This is a genomic window from Hyphomonadaceae bacterium ML37, from assembly GCA_027627685.1.
Classification (GTDB): Bacteria; Pseudomonadota; Alphaproteobacteria; order Caulobacterales; family Maricaulaceae; genus Oceanicaulis.
Genome location: CP091241.1, coordinates 1,231,561 through 1,248,195, shown reverse-complemented (window position 1 = coordinate 1,248,195; position 16,635 = coordinate 1,231,561). Strand labels below are relative to the sequence as shown.

Below are 16,635 nucleotides of genomic sequence, written 5' to 3'. Positions count from 1 at the left end.
GGGCGCGCACGCCAGCCGGCCATTTCAATCAGTTATGGGAAAGCGTCCGCGCAGATCAGCCGCCGTCGACGGGCCTTCAAGGCCCTCGCCCGGACTGAATCATGGCGGCCCATGGCCGCCTTGCCGATCCGATCGAAGCACGTGGGCGGTTTCATCCGCCTCTACGCCCGCGCTTCATGCGATGGGCGCTCTATGACCGGGTTTGATGGCGAAAGCAAGGCGGTAGATGGGATGGGGGGCGCTTCTGTCTTCACCGCTTGCGGCGAGGGTGATCGCATATGAGCAGGCGGGCCGGCTCATCCGGCCTCGCGGTGAATGGCTCAGGCCGCCGCCTTGCTTTCCTTTGCCGCTTGTGGGGAGAAGACGGTCCGTTTTCCAGCGCAATGCGACCCCATCTCCCCATCGTTCCTTGCTGAGCCATTTTCGCAAGCGTCGCTGGCTGTCAAGGGCGACCGAGCTTTGCTCGGTCGCCGCACAGCGGCGGCCCGAAGGGCCGTCCTTGACTGCCTGCGATCGCCTTGCGGTTTCTTCCAGCATGGAACGATGGGGAGAATTGACCCCCGGGGCGCCTCAGGCTGGAGCCGGCCCCGGGCATCGCCTCAAGACAGAGACTCGCCTTGCCGCTGAGGTAAAGGGGATCAGGCCCAACCTAAAACGTCAGCACCGCCGCGTTGGGATCCAGCAAGCGCGCCGCCATGGCGTCGGGCGAGGCGGGCGTCACACCGTCGATCAGGACCGAGGAGTCGGCGCCCAGGCCCGGCAGGTAGATGGCGCACACCTCCACCGTCACACCGTGGTCGCCCATCAGGGTCTGCAACAGGCCCTGCGGGCTGGCGCCGCGCGGCGCCTGGCCGTCCGTGGCGCTGGCGGGCGCGTCGCGCAGGGCGATATCCCCGGCCGGTCCGCACAGCATGACATGCGCCTGCGCGCCCTGGCGCACGGAGGCGGCGGTCAGCACCATGGCCATCAGCTGGGTCTGCGGATCGGCGGCGGTGACAATGGTCACCAGCTGGCGCGGGGCCTCAGCGGACTCCGCTGCGTCCTGTGTGTCAGCGCTGGCGCAGGCGGCGGCAGGGATCGCGGCGAGCGCGAGCGCGAAAACGAGATGTTTCATTGGAAATCCTCCGGTGTTGGGACCGGCGACCGAGGCAGCAGGGCTGCCTGGGATCACACGGCGAGCGCCTCGGGACCAATGCCACGACGCGGATATAGTCGTATATCATATACGTGTTTTAGTCAAAGGCGCATCGCCCGGTATGGATGGCTGTCTTTGCGGCCCGAAGGTCATGAGCGCAGCGAGCCAGGCCATCGATTGGCCCTATAGCGCAAGACAGCCACCGGCGGCATGGGCGAACGGGACGGGCGCCACGCGTCCGCCCTGTTCATTGGGTCATTCAAGATTGGGCTGTGAGCCAGGTCGTCACAGCTCGCGTGTCGAGAAATACCAGTCAGTGGTGTCATACCCTTCAGAGGCCCGCGCATCCGCTGCAGCCGAAGTTGCCGGCGGCGGCACGATCACCCGGTCACCCGGCTGCCAGCCTTCAGGCGTAGCCACTTTCTCGCGATCTGACGTCTGCAGCGCCTGCACAAGGCGGACAAACTCCTCAATCGAGCGGCCATTGGACATGGGATAATAGACCATGGCCCGCAAAACCCCCTCGGGGTCGATCAGAAAGGTGGCGCGCACCGCCGCCGTGTCCGAGGCGCCCGGCTGGACCATGCCATAAGCATGGGCGACATTCATGGACAGGTCGGCGATGATCGGAAAACCGATCTCGACGCCAAACTTCTCCTTGATGTTCCGGACCCAGGCGATGTGGGCGTAATGGCTGTCGATCGACAGGCCCAGCAACTCCACATTCAGCGCCGAGAACCGGTCCTGCGCCTTGGCGAACGCGATGAATTCGGTGGTGCACACCGGCGTGAAATCCGCCGGGTGCGAGAACAGAATCAGCCATTTGCCCTTGTAGTCGGCGAGGGTTTTGCGGCCGTGGGTGGTCGGCGCGTCAAACGCCGGGGCCGGCTCGTTCAGACGGGGCAATTGCACGGGGGCGAAGTCAGTCATGTCTTCATCCTTTACAGACATCGCGCCGAACCAGTGCGGCGCGTTGACAGGACCATCGCATAAAAAGTCATATTTGAAATACTCATTAAAGGGATGGAGGATATAGACCGGCCCTATAGGCCTGTCACGACCGGGGCTGAGCCGGCGGTGCACCGGCCGGTTCGGGCGCGCCATCCCGGCCTGCCAGACGGTCCAGCAACACCGGCCGGTTGCTGGCGATATCGGCGATCGTCACCTGGTCCAGCTCGGCGAGAAAGGCTTGCATCGCCCGCTTCATCGCCGCGGACAGCCGGCACACGCCGATCAGCGGGCAGGTGTTGGTGTCGCTGTTGAAGCATTCCACCAGCTCGATCGGACCTTCGGTATGGCGCACCACCTCCCCGACGGTGATGGAGTCTGCCCGGCGCGCCAGCTTCACACCGCCGCCCCGCCCGCGCACCACCTCCAGAAAGCCCTCGCGCGCCAGCGTGTTGGCCGCCTTGAGCAAGTGGTGGCGCGAGATCCCATGGGCGCGCGCAACCTGCTCCATCTGAACATGATCGGGGGCGCGCAACGCTGCGAACTGGAGGATTCTAAGGGCGTAGTTGGAAAATTGAGTGAGCTTCATCGCACTTCCCCGCGCGTCAGTTTGTCATACCCTAGAACGCTTTCATCCCGGTTGGGACCATGATTGCCTGTCGCGCCGCCCGGGTACCGCCACCCGCAGGAAAGTCCGTCCATGCCCCCGCTGATCCGCTTCATCCTGCGTCACGGCCTGATCGGCTTTTGCATCGGGATCGCCTTCACCGCCCTGATCCTGGTGCTGGACGTGGGCGCGATCCGCACCCTCACCCGCGCCAGCACAGAGGGCACGGTCCTGCGCCTGATGCTCGCCTTCCTGATCTCGTCCACCTTCATCAGCGTCCAGATCGGCATCGCCGTCATGTTCCCGCCCAGCCGCAAGCATGACCCCATGGCGCCGCCGGACGAGGGCGAAGACGAGAACGGGAACGCGCCGCCGCGCTGAGACGGCGCCGCTGTTGATTGCCCTCTGGAACTCCACCCACCGCCCCGCCATATTCGCCTGTGACGGCGCGATCGCCGCAGCGGGAGCGGACGATGGGAGCGACGACGCAGCCAGCCAGCACGCCGGACATCAATTACACCTTCAATGACGAACAGCTTGCCCGCCTGATGGCCTGGGGCGAAGTGCGCCGCCATGCCGAGGGCGCGGTTCTGTCCGCCTTTGGCGAGCGGTGCACCGACATGCTGGTCACCGTGTCGGGGGAAACCCACATCTTCATCGATTCCCCCACCGGTCCGGTGCGGCGCGGCTGGATGGAGCGCGGCCAGTTTGCGGGCGATATCGCGGTGCTCACCGGCGCGGCGGTGATGGGGCGCACCGTCATGGGCAAGGCCGGCGAGGTGCTGCACATTCCCTTCGCACGCTTCCAGCGCTTGCTGGTCGAAGACAGTGAGCTGTCCGACATTTTCGTGCGCGCCCTCACCGCCCGGCGCGCCTTTGCGGTGTCCACGCGCTTCGGGGCCCTGATCGTGATCGGCGCGCCCTATGACCGCCAGCTCTTCGCCATGCGCGATTTCCTGACCCGTCAGGGCGCGCCCCATACCTGGCTGGACCCCGACACGGACCCGCTGGCCGAACCGGTGATGGAGGCGATGGGGCTGACCCGCAGCGATTTGCCCGCCGTGGTGCTGGGCGCGGCGCAGGTGATGCGCCATCCCGATGTGGACGCGCTGGCCGCGGCGCTGGGCTATGGCGTCCTGCCCGAGGAGGGCGAGGTGGATGTGGTGGTGGTCGGCGCCGGGCCGGCGGGTCTGGCCGCCTCGGTCTATGCCGGGTCTGAAGGCCTGTCGGTGGTGACGCTGGACGCCGAGGCGCCGGGCGGCCAGGCCGGCGCCTCGTCCAAGATCGAAAACTATCTGGGCTTTCCCACCGGCGTGTCGGGCCGCGAGCTCGCCGAGCGCGCCGCCGTCCAGGCCCAGAAATTCGGCGTGCGCCTCGCCGCCCCCGTGCGCGCTGCGGCGCTGGAGCCGCGCGCCGATGGCCGCTACGCCCTGCGCATGCGCGACGGGCGCACGCTGATCGCCCGCGCCGTGGTGATCGCCACCGGCGCGCAATATCGCCGCCTGCCGCTGGACGGTCTCGAAGCGATGGAAGGCGCAGGGATCTACTACGGCGCCTCGGCGCTGGAGGGTCAGCTGTGCGCGGGCGCGGAAGTGTGCGTGGTGGGCGCAGGCAATTCCGCCGGTCAGGGCGCAGTGTACCTCGCCCGCACCGCAAAGCGCGTCCACGTCATCTACCGCCGCCCGGATCTGCGCGAGACCATGTCGGAATATCTGGTGCGCCGCCTTGAAGAGACGCCCAACATCACCCTCCACCCCGGCAGCGAGATTGCCACCCTGCATTCCAATGACGCCGCCCGGCCCGAGGATTTGCGCCTGACCGCCCTCACTCTGGACGCCCCCGGCGGCCCGGTGCGCCTGGACGCCCCCTTCGCCTTCCTGTTCATCGGCGCCGCGCCGTTCACCGGCTGGCTGCCTGAACCCGTGGCGCGCGATGCGCGCGGCTTCGTCAAGACCGGCGCCGCGCTGGCCGACGCCGACCTCGCCGCCGCGGGCTGGCGCCGCCAGCGCCCGCCCAGCCCGTATGAGACCAGCCTGGAACGCGTCTACGCCGTGGGCGATGTGCGCGCCGGCTCGGTCAAACGCGTCGCCAGCGCCGTGGGCGAAGGCTCGGTGACGGTCAGTGATATTCATGCCGCGCTGGCGGAGATGGGGGCGGGCGGGTGAGCTCCTTACCGCCGCGCCGCGAACTCGCACCAGAGCGGCAGGTGATCGCTCACCCGCCAGCTCATGGATTGGGCGGTGAGTTTCGGTTCGGCCTGGAACAGTAAATCCCTGAAATTGAAGCCCCCGGCGCTGAGGAATTCCATGCCCAGTTCAAAGGCGCCTGATTTTTCGCAGAACCAGGCGATCTGGTCGTAGTATTTCGGCGGCTTGCCGTCGGCCTTGAAGCTGACCGTGCGCGGCAGGCCGTCGAGCTCGGGCGGCACGTAGAGACCGGTGGAGCGGAAGGCCAGATCATTCACATCGCCCTGCTGGTCGATATTGAAATCGCCCAGCACCATCAGCGAATGGCCCCAGCTGGCGGTGTCCTTGGCCCAGTCTTTCAGCCAGGCGGCGATGGCTTTCAGCTCCGGCGTCCGGTCGGCATAGCCCTTGCCGTAGAGGACGTGCATGGTGACGAGAATGAAGGTCTCGCGCCCCGACTGGAAACTCACCGCATACGGGCTGCGGGCGAACTGGCGGAAGGGCGATCCGGGCTCCACGCCCAGCCGGGCCAATACCCTGTCATCGTCCGGCACGGTCAGCTCGCCGGCCAGGCCAGACAGCCGCACCCGCGCAGCGTCGAACACATAGGCCATGCGCTCATTATTCCCGGCCGCGCCGCGATTGACGTCGGTCATCAGAAACTGCCAGCCTGGCCCCAGCGTCTTCATCAGTTCGCGCAAGCTTTTGAACTCGCCGCGCACCTCCTGCAGCGCAATCACGTCAAACCGCGACACGATCTCGGCGATGTAGGCCAGGCCCCGCCAGTTGCGCTTGGGGCTGTCATCATCACCCGATCGCCAGGCCTCCGTGAGCCCGCCAAAGGCGCGCACATTCCAGGTCGCCACCAGAAGATTGCGCCCCACCGCCCGCTTGGCCGGGATCTGCAGGTCCAGCGCGGCGCGCAAGGCCGCCATCTCCTCGCGCATGGCCGCAATGGAGCGGCTTTCTTCCGCGTCTTCCGACGCCGCCTTGCGCCAGTCCGGCAATCCACTCATGCCCGCCTCCCCACCAAACCACGCGAAGAGTTTACACGCAAAAGGGGCGGAGCGGGAGGGGGAGCGGAGGGTGGAGTGGGAGGCAATCCTCTACCGGCCGGGCGGCCAACGGCCCGCCGCCCTCACCACGCGGCGCTGGAGGGCTCGGCGCAACACACCGCGCCGAAACGCCCGTCCACCGGCGCCAGATAGTTGAGGTCCAGCGCCTGACGGACCTGCGCATCCAGGTCACGGGCGCCGTGCAGGACAATGTGCGCCTGGGCGCGGCTGACGATCTCCGCGTCACGCACGGCGATCGGCCGGGTGTCCGCCACCAGGAACCGGTCCCCGCCCAGCTCGAACAGCGAGAAGACCGGCGGCGTTCCGTCCTCCCAGAGTTTGCGCCAGGCCTCGACCTCGGCCTCCAACGCCTCCAGCAATGCCGGCTCGCGGCGCAGCGCAGAGTCATACTCGCCTGTGAAGTGATAGGCGATCTGCGCCAGGTCCGCCCCGGGAAACAGCTCCTCATAGACCTCGATCGGTCTGAGATCCGTTATTCCGTGACGCTCAGGTGCGCTGTGATAGGGGCTGAAGCGGTCGAGACTGATCGTCGACACGCCCGTGGGCGGGGCGAGATGGCAGACATGGGCCATGATCGCCAGCATCGCGTCATAATCGTCCGCGCTGTCTCCGGGAAAATCGGCCAGCACGTTCCAGACAATGTCCACGCCGCAGGCGCGCGCATGGCGCATGCAATCAATATTGGTCTGGGCGCTGGCGCCCTTTTGCATCCGTTTCAAAAGCCCGGTCGACAGCGATTCAATGCCCGGCTGGATAGACCGCACCCCGGCATCGGCGAGCAGTTTCATTTTTTCGCGGGAAATATTCGACTTCTGCTCGTAAAATATACTTAGTTTCTTTTCATGTTCAGTCAAAGCGGGAAGCAAAGTCGAAAAATAACTGTGCGGCATGATATTGTCGACCATGATGATCTTGTCGACATTGTACTGCGCGCTCAGCGCATGGATTTCGGCCTCGACCTTGGCCGGGTCCTTGATCCGGTGGTTCATGCCATTGGCGTTCAGCCCGCAGAATGTGCAGTGATGCTTGGCGCCCCACCAGCAGCCCCGGCTGGTTTCATACGGGATGCGCAATTCTGATGAATCCAGCCCCTCAGGACAGCCGGGCGCCATCACCAGCGCCTCGAACTGGATGAAGAAGCTGGCATAGTCTGTCGCAGTCAGCTCGTTGAGCGCATTGTTATTTTCGCCCTGGAACAACGCCGGGGCCGGGCGTTCCCCCAGAACGGTTTCGTCGATGAAGCGAAGGAAGGACTCCTCGGATTCCCCGACAAAGACGTGATCGACCGCCGGCTCGAAGGCCTGGATCGCCGCGCCCATGGGTCCGTCCGCATTGGCGCCGCCCAGCAGCGTCACCCGGTCCGGCGCCAGCGTCTTGAGCCGGGTGATCAGCGACAGGCTGGCCAGCGTCTGTTCGAATGTGGTGGAGAACCCGGCATGGCGCGCCGGCGAGGCGGCCAGCCGCACCGCAACGGCATCCGACCACTGCGCGGCGAGCGCCTGAACCTCTTCAAACGGCGCCGCCTTGCCGCCCGCCAGGTCGCTCCAGCATTGCGGCGCCGCGCCGGGGTGGGAGGCTGTCCTGTGATACGCGCGCCGGAACAGGCGCTCGCCGGCCATGTCGCCAGTGCGTGTGACGCACAACTCCCTGTAGAAGGCCGGACCCACCAGGCGCGCAAAGGACAGGTTGGCGTAAAGCACGCACGCCCGCACGCCACGGCTATGGGCCAGATCGGCCAGGATGTGAACGCCCAGAGACGGCCAGTCAGGACTGGCGAAGGGCGGCACCACCAGAATCAGGTCCGCCTCGCGCCAGTTCGCGGCGTCGAACAGCCGGTCCACACTCTCCTGCACCTTGTCCGCGCCCGCAATCGGGGCGTTCTGCCGCTCCAGCGCCCCGGACGCGGGCGGGGCCATGGCTCAGAATTTCTTCTTGACCGTGACGCCGACTTCAACGGACGCGAGCGATCCCGGCGCGCCGCCCAGCTTGTCGATGTCGGCCTTGATGCGCCGCGCCTCGACCGGGGTGATGGTGATGCCCTTGGCCGCCAGAGCGGCGGCAGGGTTATCGCTCAGCGCGCGTCCGAATTCGACCGACGCAGTGGGCGCGGCGACCAGGCGGCTGACAGCGGCGACATTGCGAGACGACAGGGAACTGATCGGCGAGGTGGGCTTTCGAGCCATTTCGGCCTCCTGAAATGCAAGCCTGATCGGAACGGCCCCATGCCGCTCTAATTGTATGCTGCAAATAAAATACCATTATGACTCTTTTTCCGCAACTCATGATTATCGCTTCGGCGCGTCTTTTGGCGAAGCCCTGGCCAACAGGGCGGGTCCTCGGCCGCCCGCCCTTGCCTGTCGCCTATTGACCGGCGGCGCCGTCCCCGGCGCAGATGAAGGCGGGATCGCCGCTGATGATCCGGATGCTCCCTGTCACCGCCCCCTTTCCCCCCTCATTGCCGCTCCCTCCCCCGCCCTCTACGGTGCCGCCTTCGCGCGGGAGGAATCGCACCTTGGATTATGTTCTGTTTGGCATTTTTCTGGCCACCTGCGCCGTGCCGGCGGCGGCGGGGGCGCTGTTCAAGCCGGGCGAGTGGTATCGCGGGCTCGACAAGCCGGCCTGGACGCCGCCCAACCTGCTCTTCCCGATCATCTGGGCGATCCTCTATGTGTCCATGTCCGTCGCGGCGGCGCGGGTGGGGAGTTATGAGGGGGCGGTTCTGGCCATCGCGCTGTGGGGCCTGCAGATCGGCATCAATACGCTGTGGTCGGCGGTGTTCTTCGGCCTGCACCGCATCCTGACCGGCGTGATCATCATCGCCCTGCTCTGGGTCGCCGTCGTGGCGACCGTGATCGCGTTCGCGCGCCACGAGCTATTCGCCGCCGCCCTGCTCGTTCCATACCTGATCTGGGGCACATACGCGTTCGCACTCAACCTGTCGGTCTGGCGGCGCAATCGCGGGCCACAGACGAAGGCATTTGCGGGCTGAGCGGGCCCAACCGGCCGGCATCGCGGCTCAAACCGTAAAAATGGCGGCTCTCCCGCCGTTGAGCACCGCCTTGCCCACAATACCGCGGTGGCGCGCGGCCAAACACATTGAGATCGTCGCCGCGCCGCCGGCGGTGATTGGCCGTCGCTCGTCCGTGCCGCAGCCCAACGGGCTTGCCAACCCGCGGCCCCGTCAGGCGAGTCTGCGGGCCCGCAGGTCTTGAGCCGGGGGCTCATTTCACAGGTGATTGAGTTCTTGGGCGCCATGCTGGGCGTCCGGGTGATCGAAGTGATCGCGGCAACTTGCGGCCTGAAAGAAAGTCTCATTTGCTTCCTGTGTTCAGCGCGTCCCCGCCATTAAGCCAGTCCGCCACCCCCTTCGCCGCCGCGGCGCCGCTGGAAAAGCTCGCCTGCAACAGATACCCGCCTGTCGGCGCTTCCCAGTCGAGCATTTCTCCAGCCACGAACGCGCCGGGCAGCGCGGTCAGCATGAAGCGCGCATCGACGGATGCCCGGGCAATGCCGCCCGCGCTTGATATTGCCCGGTCAAGGCCTTGCATGCCCGTCAGCGTAACGGGCAGCGCCTTGATGCGCGCGGCCAGGTGTTGCGGCTCGCGTGGCGGCTCGCCCGCTTCGCGCAGCAGCGCAGCCGGGAGCGGCGAGAGCCGGGCCTGCTTGCGCAGCGTGTTCGACAGGGACTGGCGGGGTTTGGCGGCTGCGAGCCGTTTCGCCAATACGTCCGCGGCGATGTCGGGCGCGAGATCAAGCGTCAGCACCGCCTGGCCGTCCCGCGCGATCGCGGTGCGCAAGCCCGCGCCCAGGGCGTAGATCGCCCCGCCCTCCACGCCATAGGCCGTGATCATGGCTTCGCCGCGGACTGTCCGGCCGCCATGTCTGAAATTGGCCGCTTTGAGCGGTTGCCCGGCGAAACGCTCCCTGAATAGAGCCGACCAGCCAACATCGAAGCCGGCATTCGCCGGCGTGAAGGGCGTGATCGCCACGCCGCGCGCCGCCAGCCAGCCGGTCCATTCGCCCCTTGATCCAAGACGCGGCCAGCTCGCCCCGCCCAGCGCCAGGATCACCGCATCGGCCTCCACCGGTCGTTCGAGGCCATCGGGTCCGGCGATCAGGACGCGGCCCGCATCGTCAAAACCCTGCCATGTGTGGCGGACATGGAGGGCGACTGCCAGCCCATCCAGCCTTGCCAGCCAGGCGCGCAGAAGCGGCGAGGCCTTCATGGCGCTGGGAAACACCCGCCCGCTGGAGCCGGTGAACACCCCCTGCCCCAACCCTTCACACCAGGCGATGAGGTCAGACGGCGGGAAGGCGCGAAGGGCTGGCTCCAGCCAGTCACGCGCCGCGCCATAGCGGTCGAGAAAGGCGTCCAGGGGTTCGGAATGGGTCAGGTTCAGCCCGCCCCGGCCCGCCATCAGGAATTTGCGCGCCACGCTGGGCATGCGCTCATAGACATTGACGGCGAAACCCGCGCCCGCCAGGCGCTCCGCCGCGATCAGGCCAGCCGGGCCAGCCCCGATAATGGCGATGCGGCGCGTCATGCTGCTGGCAGGCTGAAACGCCGGCCCCGGCCACGCCCGCCGGCGAACCCTGGGGCGGCGGCCATCGCAGTGCGCCGCGCCGGCCGGTCAATCGTGATGAAGGCGATGCACGCCCGGGTCTCGCAGTGGATGGTCATGGCTCTTCTCCCGCGCCCACACCGCCAGGCTGCGGCTGTCGAGGGCTAACAGAGCCGGATCGAACACGAAAGCCTGAACCCGGCAAGCCGCGCCGAGGCGGCGGGCAGGGCCCGCCCCCGGCGGCGCGAACCGGCGCTGGAAATCCACCCCGCCTTGACACGCATCGGCGCCGATTTGCCAGGCCATATCAAAGCCGTCAGCTGATCTTGCGTCCCCAGGGTTCCAAATTGCGGCAAGCAAGCGCCACCGTCAGACGCAGCCTCTTAAACTCATGTAATCATGAAAAGTTTGGGTGCGGGGGTAGGATTTGAACCTACGACCTTCAGGTTATGAGGGCTACCCGCGAACTCGCAATAGCTATGTTATTTCAGTTAGTTATTTGCTTTTTAGGAGCGCAATGTCGGCGTCGTGTCGCACGGAGCAGACGTTACAATTTGGGCGACTACCTATTCGAAGCATCGTCAGCAAGGCCTGCCCCGAAAAAACGTGACCGCTTATCCGCTTGCTACTATGATTGTGCGGTTATCGAGGAGGTCCACTATGTTCGGATGGTTAAAAGGTAGACAAGCGCAAGAGCGAGAGTTTTTTGCGTCATTGATGAGCGCTGCTGCGGAAGGTCAGGCTCGCGATTCAATTAACCGCGCCCTCGATAGCCTAAATGCAGAGATTCTGCCGCTTGATTCGAGCATAGACTTTTCCGTCCAAGCATCATCTGAGTTTATAAAGATACTTAGCTGGTCTTGCGGAATTTCGTTGTCTAAATGCAATGACGACGAGGCCTTTGTGCAACGTATTTTTTCGATGGTCGCGAGTGACTACATTTCTCAAAAGATCGGCGCGCAGTTCGAAAGCGTCTCGGCAGTTGCAATTCTGAATACGTTTGGGATTGAAAATCGCGACGAACTCGCCGAGATTATCGATAAATTCAATGAAATGGTGCTTAACGATAGCAATACGATCAATGCAATCGGCAGCGTGATTAAAATATGGTTCGAACAACCAACAAATGAGAATTTTTCAAAAATCCAGAGTCTATTTCGTTTCTGCGTTGCTAATGTTAAATCGCAATATTGATATTACTATATAAATTTAGAAATTATAGCCCAGCAGCTTGGCCTCGACCATAGCCATGGCCTTCTGGTGCTCGGGCGACGGGAACAGGTGCCCGTACCGCTCCATGGTCATTTGCACAGAGGCGTGACCGGCGAAGGTCATGATCTCCTTGATCGAGAAGCCCTGCTCGATCCAGAGCGACACGGCGAAATGGCGCAAGTCGTGCCAACGCAACTTCACACCGACCTGCTCCTGCAGCTTACGGAACCGGGATTGCGTATTGGTGTGCTGGAGGACACCGCCGCGTGGTGCGGGGAACACGAGGCAGAGCTGGCTCTTTGGGCAGCGCAATTTCCAATGGCGTAGAACATTCAGCACCATCGGCCCGGCCGGGATGTCGCGATACCCAGCACGCGATTTGGGCTCGCCCATCTTATTGTAGGCGTCGGCGCGTTGGCGGACATAGATAAAGCCCTTTTCAAAATCCACGTCCTGCCAGCGCAGACCACGCAGCTCGGAGGCGCGCAGCCCGGTCAGGGCCGAAACGATCAGCAGCGGTTTGAATTCCTCATCGGCCGCCTCGATCAGCGCGCGGATCGTCTCCTTCGAAGGCACCGGCGCCTTGTGCTCGATCCGGCTGGACTTGATCACCCGCACTCCTTGAGCAGCATTGGCGAACAGCTGGCCGTTATCGATGGCATGGTCGAGCAGCAGCTTCAGGGTCGAGAGCGCGCGGCGGGTCAGATGCTCAGATCGACCGTTCACGAGCAGCCTGTCCCGGAACTCATTCACATGGCGCCGCGTCAACTGGACGATCAGCTTAGGGTCGCTGACGTTTCCAGAGAGGCGGACCATCGATCTGTCTCCGTTTCCCAAATATTCCCAATAGCTTGAGGGCTCGTTTCGGGCGATTCTGCCGCCCATGCGGACCTTTCTCCATCGCCTTCTCGGCCTTGCGCGCGCTCGCGGCTTCGACGCTGCGGGCGGTGGGCGGCGTTGGGATGGGGCGCGGACGGTCAATGGGCTGAACACCGCGATCCTGGCGGGCGCGACCACGGCGGCACGGCGGGCCGGGTGGTATGCCCGGAACAATCCGTGGGTCACTGCGGCGGTGGACAGCCTGGTCGGCAATGTCGTCGGCGCCGGGATCAAGCCGCAGTCCACCCATCCCGACCGCGCGGTGCGCGAGCACCTGCAGGCGCTATGGCTGCGCTGGACGGACCATGCCGCCCCGGACGGGCTGGCCGATTTCTACGGGCTGCAGGCCATGGCCGTGCGCGCGATGGTCGAGAGCGGCGAGAGCTTCGCTCGCCTGCGCGTCGCAAGCGAGGCCGATGCCCTTCCGCTCCACATCGAGCTTCTGGATCGCGAGCAGGTTCCCATGGACCTGCATCGCGAGATCGGCGGCGGGGCGCGGATCCGCGCAGGCATTGAGTTCGACTCTGCCAGTCGCAGGGTCGCCACCTGGGTCTTGTCCTCCCGCCCGGGCGATCCGCTGGGGTCTCTCCGCATGGACCCGCTCCGCGTCCCCGCCGCCGATTGCCTGCACCTGTTCAAGCCGCTCGCGGCGGGCCAGCTGCGCGGGATCACCTGGCTCGCGCCGGTGCTGCTGCGGCTGCACGAGCTCGACCAGTTCGAGGATGCCGCGCTGGTCAAGGCCAAGGTCGCGGCGCTGTTCACCGGTTTCATCACCGATCCAGACGGCACGGCGGGCGGGCTCTCGGGTGCCAACTCCGGCGGCGCGCTGACCGTTGGAATGGAACCTGGCAGCCTGATCCCGCTGCCGCCCGGCACCGACATCCGGTTTTCCAACCCCACCGAGCACGCCGCCTACGCGCCCTTCGTGAAGAACCACCTGCGCGCCGTCGCGGCGGGGCTTGGGCTCCCTTACGAGCTGGTCTCAGGGGACCTGGAAGGCGTCACCTATTCCTCGATCCGGGCCGGGCTGATCGAATTCCGGCGCCGCGTCGAGCAGCTGCAGCACAATGTGGTGGTGCATCTGTTCTGCCGCCCGGTCTGGGAGCGGTTCGTGCGGTTGGCGGTGCTGACTGGCGAGCTGCCCGCACGCGATTTCGACCGCGATCCGGCCGCTTATCTGGCCTGCGAATGGCTCCCACCCAAGTTCGATTACGTCGATCCCAAGAAAGACGTCGAGGCCGAGATCCTTGCGATCAACGCGGGGCTCAAGAGCCGGTCCCAGGCAATCTCCGAGCGCGGCTACGACGCCGAGCAGGTCGATGCCGAGATTGCTGCCGACAAGGGCCGCGCCGAGGGGCTGGGGCTCGCCTTCGGCCAGACGGCGCCGCCGCAACAGAAGGAGGCCGACGATGGGTGATACCGCGATCCTGCCCTTGGACGCCATGCCACCGCGGCAGGCCAGAAAAAGTCTTGCGGACGAAAAGAGTTTTCTGACCCGTCGCGCCACACTGGCGCCCGCAACTGCCGATCCGAAGGCCCGCACCGTCGAGGTGGTCTGGTCCACCGGCGCGCCCGTGCGCCGCCGCGACATGGCTGGCCAGTATACCGAACGGCTGAGCCTCGCGCCCGAGGCCGTGGATCTCTCGCGCCTCGAAGGCGCCAGCAACATCTTTGGAATCGCCGCCTACTCTGCCGCCGAGGGCGACCCCCTCGAACTGGCCACCACCGGCGTCTACAAGCTGCCGAAGGCGACAGCGGCTGTGCTGGCGGTCGGCGCGCGCGTGGCGTGGGACAATACTGCGAAGCAGGTTAACACCCCCGGCGCTGGACGCTTCCCGATCGGCATCGCCACCGAGGCCGCCGGAAACGGGGTCACCAGTGTCACGGTGCGGCTGGACGGCGTGGCGACGGCGGCGGCGTAAGGATCAGTTGGCGCACTCGCCCTCGCGGAACGCCATGTCGGTGATTTCGCGAAGGCGGGCGCGGTAGTGCTCCAGCGTCCCGACATCGCCCCAGTTCACATCCTCGGGGCTGCACTCGAAGTGGTCGGCGCTGAACGCGGCGAGGCGTTCGAGCATCGCGTCGATCTCGGTCTTGGCTGATATGAACGCGGCGAGCGCGGAGTCGTTGGTCTTGGGCATGATGGGCTCCGACAGAGTGTCCTGATCCATCAGGCTCCTGTCGGCTTCGATAGCAAGTTGGGAGCGACCGCTATTTCGAGGGTGCGAATGTGATGTCCTTGTCAGGAAACGCGTCACGCAAATTGACCATGGCCTCGTCAAACGCTCTGCCACCCCACTGGTTCACAAAGGCGTAGGTGCGTCCTTCGAACTGTAGGAGTTCGTCATCACCGGAGAAGTAGCGGCCCGGATCGAAATTCCGTCCTTCCCTTGCTCGGGCCTCCTTCGCCAAGCAATGGAAGTCCTCAGCCACCACCTCGCCCTCCACGGACACGAGGGCCCGATTGGACCGTGGGCCGCAATGCTTGGCGACCTCCTCCGGTGCGATGCCGCTCTCCACGAGGTGGCGGAACACCTGATATATCGCGTGTCGCTTACGCAGCCCCGTCAGTTGGCGCCCGCCGAGGGTGACGTCATAGCTGGTCCAGTCTCGCGTGTCCGTCCGCGCCTCACGCTCCTTGCGCTTCTTCTCGGTGACGCGGACTTGGTACTCTGCGACCTCTGGAAGCGGGATGATCTGCTGAACATCAACAAGGACACGACCATCAAGGTCATAGGGCTGGAGGCGCACGCAGCGGATGTCGATGCCGCGCTCGATCAACCAGAGAACGGATGTCGTCAGTTCGCGGCTGAACTCGGCCGACGCCAGGACGATACTGACGTCCTGCGCGAAGGCATCCTCGTCGGGCTCGTCCCACCCGAGGAAGTCGAGCAGTTCGGAACGCGCATCCGTGTCAGCTTTGCCGATCTGCATGAGATAGCGAGCGAACACCTCGGCGGCCTGGTCGAAGGTCATCGTGGAGACCATCGACGCGTAGCGGATTGCCTGCAGCTCCATATGGCCGCCATCCTCGGTCCGCTTCAGCTCGATCACCACGAGGTTCGCATTGCGGTCAATCCCGAGGAGATCGATGCGCCTGCGCGACTCGTCCCAGTCCCCGAACTCCTCCGCGATCACAAGCGTGTCAGGCGCGACCACGGCGATGTTCGCCCGCAGCAAGCGCTGCAGATCGCGACGCTCCTTCAACTGGACGTGCCCGAAAGTGGTCTTGGTGAGGGGACGGATTTCCTCGCTGGCAAACTCGTAGATCGGCATGGGCAATTCGGACCTTTCAGGACTTGCCCCTATCCAATCGTAGTGGCACCACGCGGGCAAGCGCCATCAGCCGCGAACGCTCCGCGAACATCGGCGCCGTCCCGTGTCGCATCCGTGTCGCACGGAAGAATTGGGAATGATCGTAAGCCTTTGGAATCTTTGGGGATGGTTTGGTAAGACTTTGCAACACGAGCGGGGCCCGCTGTTCGCGCCCCGTTCCGGCCTAAGTATTTGATATTTCAACGAAAGATTTGGGTGCGGGGGTAGGATTTGAACCTACGACCTTCAGGTTATGAGCCGTACGGAGCGGAACTCGATTACTTTCTCTATTATTCGATATAGACCGCATATTCCGCTTCTTAGCGCCGATTTTTCTAAGTTTAAATTTCGCATCACTTCGCGCCGTTTCGCGCCAGCTCCTTCCCTCTTGCTTCCACAGTGCTTCCAGAATTCCGCCGTTTGATGGCGTGGAAGCAAGTTAAGCATCTGAATCCGAATGCCCGCGTGCGAAATGTTTATGTTTTCTCCATGGGCGGACGCTCTTTCAGAGGTCAAGTATTCTTATGACCGACCTAAAAGTCAAGCTCGTGCGTATCGACAGTCATAATCGCATTGGGAAGGATGAGTTTCGCCGCCTGGCTCGGCTTCATTAAATAAAGCTCCAGAAACCGCTCTTTCGGCCGTGCTCGGCCTTCAGCCGGGCGGGGTAGGCTCCATGCGTATCGAAGGCGTCGAAACGCGCGCAGATGCTCGG

Annotated in this window: 17 protein-coding genes; 6 read left to right on the top strand and 11 right to left on the bottom strand. The window is 64.7% G+C overall.

The window, feature by feature from the left end; all coding sequences use genetic code 11:
* Positions 1-649: 649 nt before the first annotated feature.
* The 3 genes from L2D01_06120 to L2D01_06110 all read right to left on the bottom strand — a co-directional run bounded on the left by L2D01_06120 (position 650) and on the right by L2D01_06110 (position 2,672).
* Entirely contained in the window at positions 650-1,114 is a 465-nt protein-coding gene (locus L2D01_06120) for a hypothetical protein (protein WBQ11358.1), read from the bottom strand.
* A 306-nt stretch (positions 1,115-1,420) separates the two neighbouring features.
* The gene (locus tag L2D01_06115; GenBank protein WBQ11357.1) at positions 1,421-2,065 is read right to left on the bottom strand and encodes a peroxiredoxin; all 645 of its coding nucleotides are present in this window, start codon (positions 2,063-2,065) and stop codon (positions 1,421-1,423) included.
* Positions 2,066-2,189: 124 nt separating this feature from the next.
* The gene (locus L2D01_06110) at positions 2,190-2,672 is read right to left on the bottom strand and encodes an Rrf2 family transcriptional regulator (GenBank protein WBQ11356.1); all 483 of its coding nucleotides are present in this window, start codon (positions 2,670-2,672) and stop codon (positions 2,190-2,192) included.
* Between the two features lie 111 nt (positions 2,673-2,783).
* Here L2D01_06110 and L2D01_06105 point away from each other — a divergent pair, with 111 nt between their 5' ends.
* Positions 2,784-3,071 (top strand): hypothetical protein, encoded by a 288-nt coding sequence (locus L2D01_06105; protein ID WBQ11355.1) that lies wholly within the window; start codon positions 2,784-2,786, stop codon positions 3,069-3,071.
* 92 nt (positions 3,072-3,163) lie between these two features.
* Positions 3,164-4,855, top strand: a complete 1,692-nt coding sequence (locus L2D01_06100; GenBank protein ID WBQ11354.1) for an FAD-dependent oxidoreductase — start codon at positions 3,164-3,166, stop codon at positions 4,853-4,855.
* Positions 4,856-4,860: 5 nt separating this feature from the next.
* On the opposite strand, the gene L2D01_06095 is transcribed toward L2D01_06100, so the two are convergent.
* From L2D01_06095 to L2D01_06085, 3 genes are all read right to left on the bottom strand, one after another.
* The gene (locus L2D01_06095) at positions 4,861-5,892 is read right to left on the bottom strand and encodes an endonuclease/exonuclease/phosphatase family protein (GenBank protein WBQ11353.1); all 1,032 of its coding nucleotides are present in this window, start codon (positions 5,890-5,892) and stop codon (positions 4,861-4,863) included.
* 122 nt (positions 5,893-6,014) lie between these two features.
* Positions 6,015-7,868 carry a RiPP maturation radical SAM C-methyltransferase gene (locus L2D01_06090; protein ID WBQ11352.1) on the bottom strand — a complete coding sequence of 618 codons (1,854 nt, stop codon included), beginning with the start codon at positions 7,866-7,868 and terminating at the stop codon, positions 6,015-6,017.
* 3 nt (positions 7,869-7,871) lie between these two features.
* A complete protein-coding gene (locus L2D01_06085; GenBank protein ID WBQ11351.1) occupies positions 7,872-8,135 on the bottom strand; it encodes a hypothetical protein in 264 nt (87 codons plus the stop codon).
* Between the two features lie 329 nt (positions 8,136-8,464).
* Here L2D01_06085 and L2D01_06080 point away from each other — a divergent pair, with 329 nt between their 5' ends.
* Positions 8,465-8,941, top strand: coding sequence for a tryptophan-rich sensory protein (locus L2D01_06080; GenBank protein WBQ11350.1), 477 nt, complete (start codon positions 8,465-8,467; stop codon positions 8,939-8,941).
* Positions 8,942-9,263: 322 nt separating this feature from the next.
* Here L2D01_06080 and L2D01_06075 read toward each other — a convergent pair whose 3' ends face one another.
* Together L2D01_06075 and L2D01_06070 are read right to left on the bottom strand one after the other, a co-directional pair.
* Complete coding sequence (locus L2D01_06075; GenBank protein ID WBQ11349.1) at positions 9,264-10,496, bottom strand: TIGR03862 family flavoprotein; 1,233 nt, start codon at positions 10,494-10,496, stop codon at positions 9,264-9,266.
* Entirely contained in the window at positions 10,493-10,633 is a 141-nt protein-coding gene (locus tag L2D01_06070) for a hypothetical protein (GenBank protein ID WBQ11348.1), read from the bottom strand. Before L2D01_06070 ends, L2D01_06075 begins: the two co-directional genes overlap by 4 nt.
* Positions 10,634-11,174: 541 nt before the next feature.
* Between L2D01_06070 and L2D01_06065 the strand changes: the two genes are divergently transcribed.
* Positions 11,175-11,708 (top strand): hypothetical protein, encoded by a 534-nt coding sequence (locus L2D01_06065; GenBank protein ID WBQ11347.1) that lies wholly within the window; start codon positions 11,175-11,177, stop codon positions 11,706-11,708.
* Positions 11,709-11,723: 15 nt separating this feature from the next.
* Here the strand turns inward: L2D01_06065 and L2D01_06060 are convergent, their stop codons facing one another.
* Entirely contained in the window at positions 11,724-12,611 is an 888-nt protein-coding gene (locus L2D01_06060) for a site-specific integrase (protein ID WBQ11346.1), read from the bottom strand.
* On the opposite strand from L2D01_06060, the gene L2D01_06055 reads away from it, so the two are divergent.
* Both L2D01_06055 and L2D01_06050 read left to right on the top strand, forming a co-directional pair.
* The gene (locus L2D01_06055) at positions 12,610-14,022 is read left to right on the top strand and encodes a phage portal protein (protein WBQ11345.1); all 1,413 of its coding nucleotides are present in this window, start codon (positions 12,610-12,612) and stop codon (positions 14,020-14,022) included. The two genes, L2D01_06060 and L2D01_06055, sit on opposite strands and share 2 nt — an antisense overlap.
* On the top strand, positions 14,015-14,527 hold the full coding sequence (locus tag L2D01_06050) for a DUF2190 family protein (GenBank protein ID WBQ11344.1): 513 nt from the start codon (positions 14,015-14,017) through the stop codon (positions 14,525-14,527). Before L2D01_06055 ends, L2D01_06050 begins: the two co-directional genes overlap by 8 nt.
* A 3-nt stretch (positions 14,528-14,530) precedes the next feature.
* On the opposite strand, the gene L2D01_06045 is transcribed toward L2D01_06050, so the two are convergent.
* Both L2D01_06045 and L2D01_06040 read right to left on the bottom strand, forming a co-directional pair.
* Positions 14,531-14,776: a hypothetical protein gene (locus L2D01_06045; GenBank protein WBQ11343.1), complete on the bottom strand. Its 246-nt coding sequence runs from the start codon at positions 14,774-14,776 to the stop codon at positions 14,531-14,533.
* A 40-nt stretch (positions 14,777-14,816) separates the two neighbouring features.
* On the bottom strand, positions 14,817-15,881 hold the full coding sequence (locus tag L2D01_06040; GenBank protein WBQ11342.1) for a hypothetical protein: 1,065 nt from the start codon (positions 15,879-15,881) through the stop codon (positions 14,817-14,819).
* Positions 15,882-16,635 lie beyond the last annotated feature (754 nt).

What these genes read in the sequence shown, in the direction of transcription:
- L2D01_06120 (WBQ11358.1), bottom strand. Translation starts at nt 1,114, where the DNA reads ATGAAACATCTCGTTTTCGCGCTCGCGCTCGCCGCGATCCCTGCCGCC.
- L2D01_06115 (WBQ11357.1), bottom strand. Translation starts at nt 2,065, where the DNA reads ATGACTGACTTCGCCCCCGTGCAATTGCCCCGTCTGAACGAGCCGGCC.
- L2D01_06110 (WBQ11356.1), bottom strand. Translation starts at nt 2,672, where the DNA reads ATGAAGCTCACTCAATTTTCCAACTACGCCCTTAGAATCCTCCAGTTC.
- L2D01_06105 (WBQ11355.1), top strand. Translation starts at nt 2,784, where the DNA reads ATGCCCCCGCTGATCCGCTTCATCCTGCGTCACGGCCTGATCGGCTTT.
- L2D01_06100 (WBQ11354.1), top strand. Translation starts at nt 3,164, where the DNA reads ATGGGAGCGACGACGCAGCCAGCCAGCACGCCGGACATCAATTACACC.
- L2D01_06095 (WBQ11353.1), bottom strand. Translation starts at nt 5,892, where the DNA reads ATGAGTGGATTGCCGGACTGGCGCAAGGCGGCGTCGGAAGACGCGGAA.
- L2D01_06090 (WBQ11352.1), bottom strand. Translation starts at nt 7,868, where the DNA reads ATGGCCCCGCCCGCGTCCGGGGCGCTGGAGCGGCAGAACGCCCCGATT.
- L2D01_06085 (WBQ11351.1), bottom strand. Translation starts at nt 8,135, where the DNA reads ATGGCTCGAAAGCCCACCTCGCCGATCAGTTCCCTGTCGTCTCGCAAT.
- L2D01_06075 (WBQ11349.1), bottom strand. Translation starts at nt 10,496, where the DNA reads ATGACGCGCCGCATCGCCATTATCGGGGCTGGCCCGGCTGGCCTGATC.
- L2D01_06070 (WBQ11348.1), bottom strand. Translation starts at nt 10,633, where the DNA reads ATGACCATCCACTGCGAGACCCGGGCGTGCATCGCCTTCATCACGATT.
- L2D01_06065 (WBQ11347.1), top strand. Translation starts at nt 11,175, where the DNA reads ATGTTCGGATGGTTAAAAGGTAGACAAGCGCAAGAGCGAGAGTTTTTT.
- L2D01_06055 (WBQ11345.1), top strand. Translation starts at nt 12,610, where the DNA reads ATGCGGACCTTTCTCCATCGCCTTCTCGGCCTTGCGCGCGCTCGCGGC.
- L2D01_06060 (WBQ11346.1), bottom strand. Translation starts at nt 12,611, where the DNA reads ATGGGCGGCAGAATCGCCCGAAACGAGCCCTCAAGCTATTGGGAATAT.
- L2D01_06050 (WBQ11344.1), top strand. Translation starts at nt 14,015, where the DNA reads ATGGGTGATACCGCGATCCTGCCCTTGGACGCCATGCCACCGCGGCAG.
- L2D01_06045 (WBQ11343.1), bottom strand. Translation starts at nt 14,776, where the DNA reads ATGGATCAGGACACTCTGTCGGAGCCCATCATGCCCAAGACCAACGAC.
- L2D01_06040 (WBQ11342.1), bottom strand. Translation starts at nt 15,881, where the DNA reads ATGCCGATCTACGAGTTTGCCAGCGAGGAAATCCGTCCCCTCACCAAG.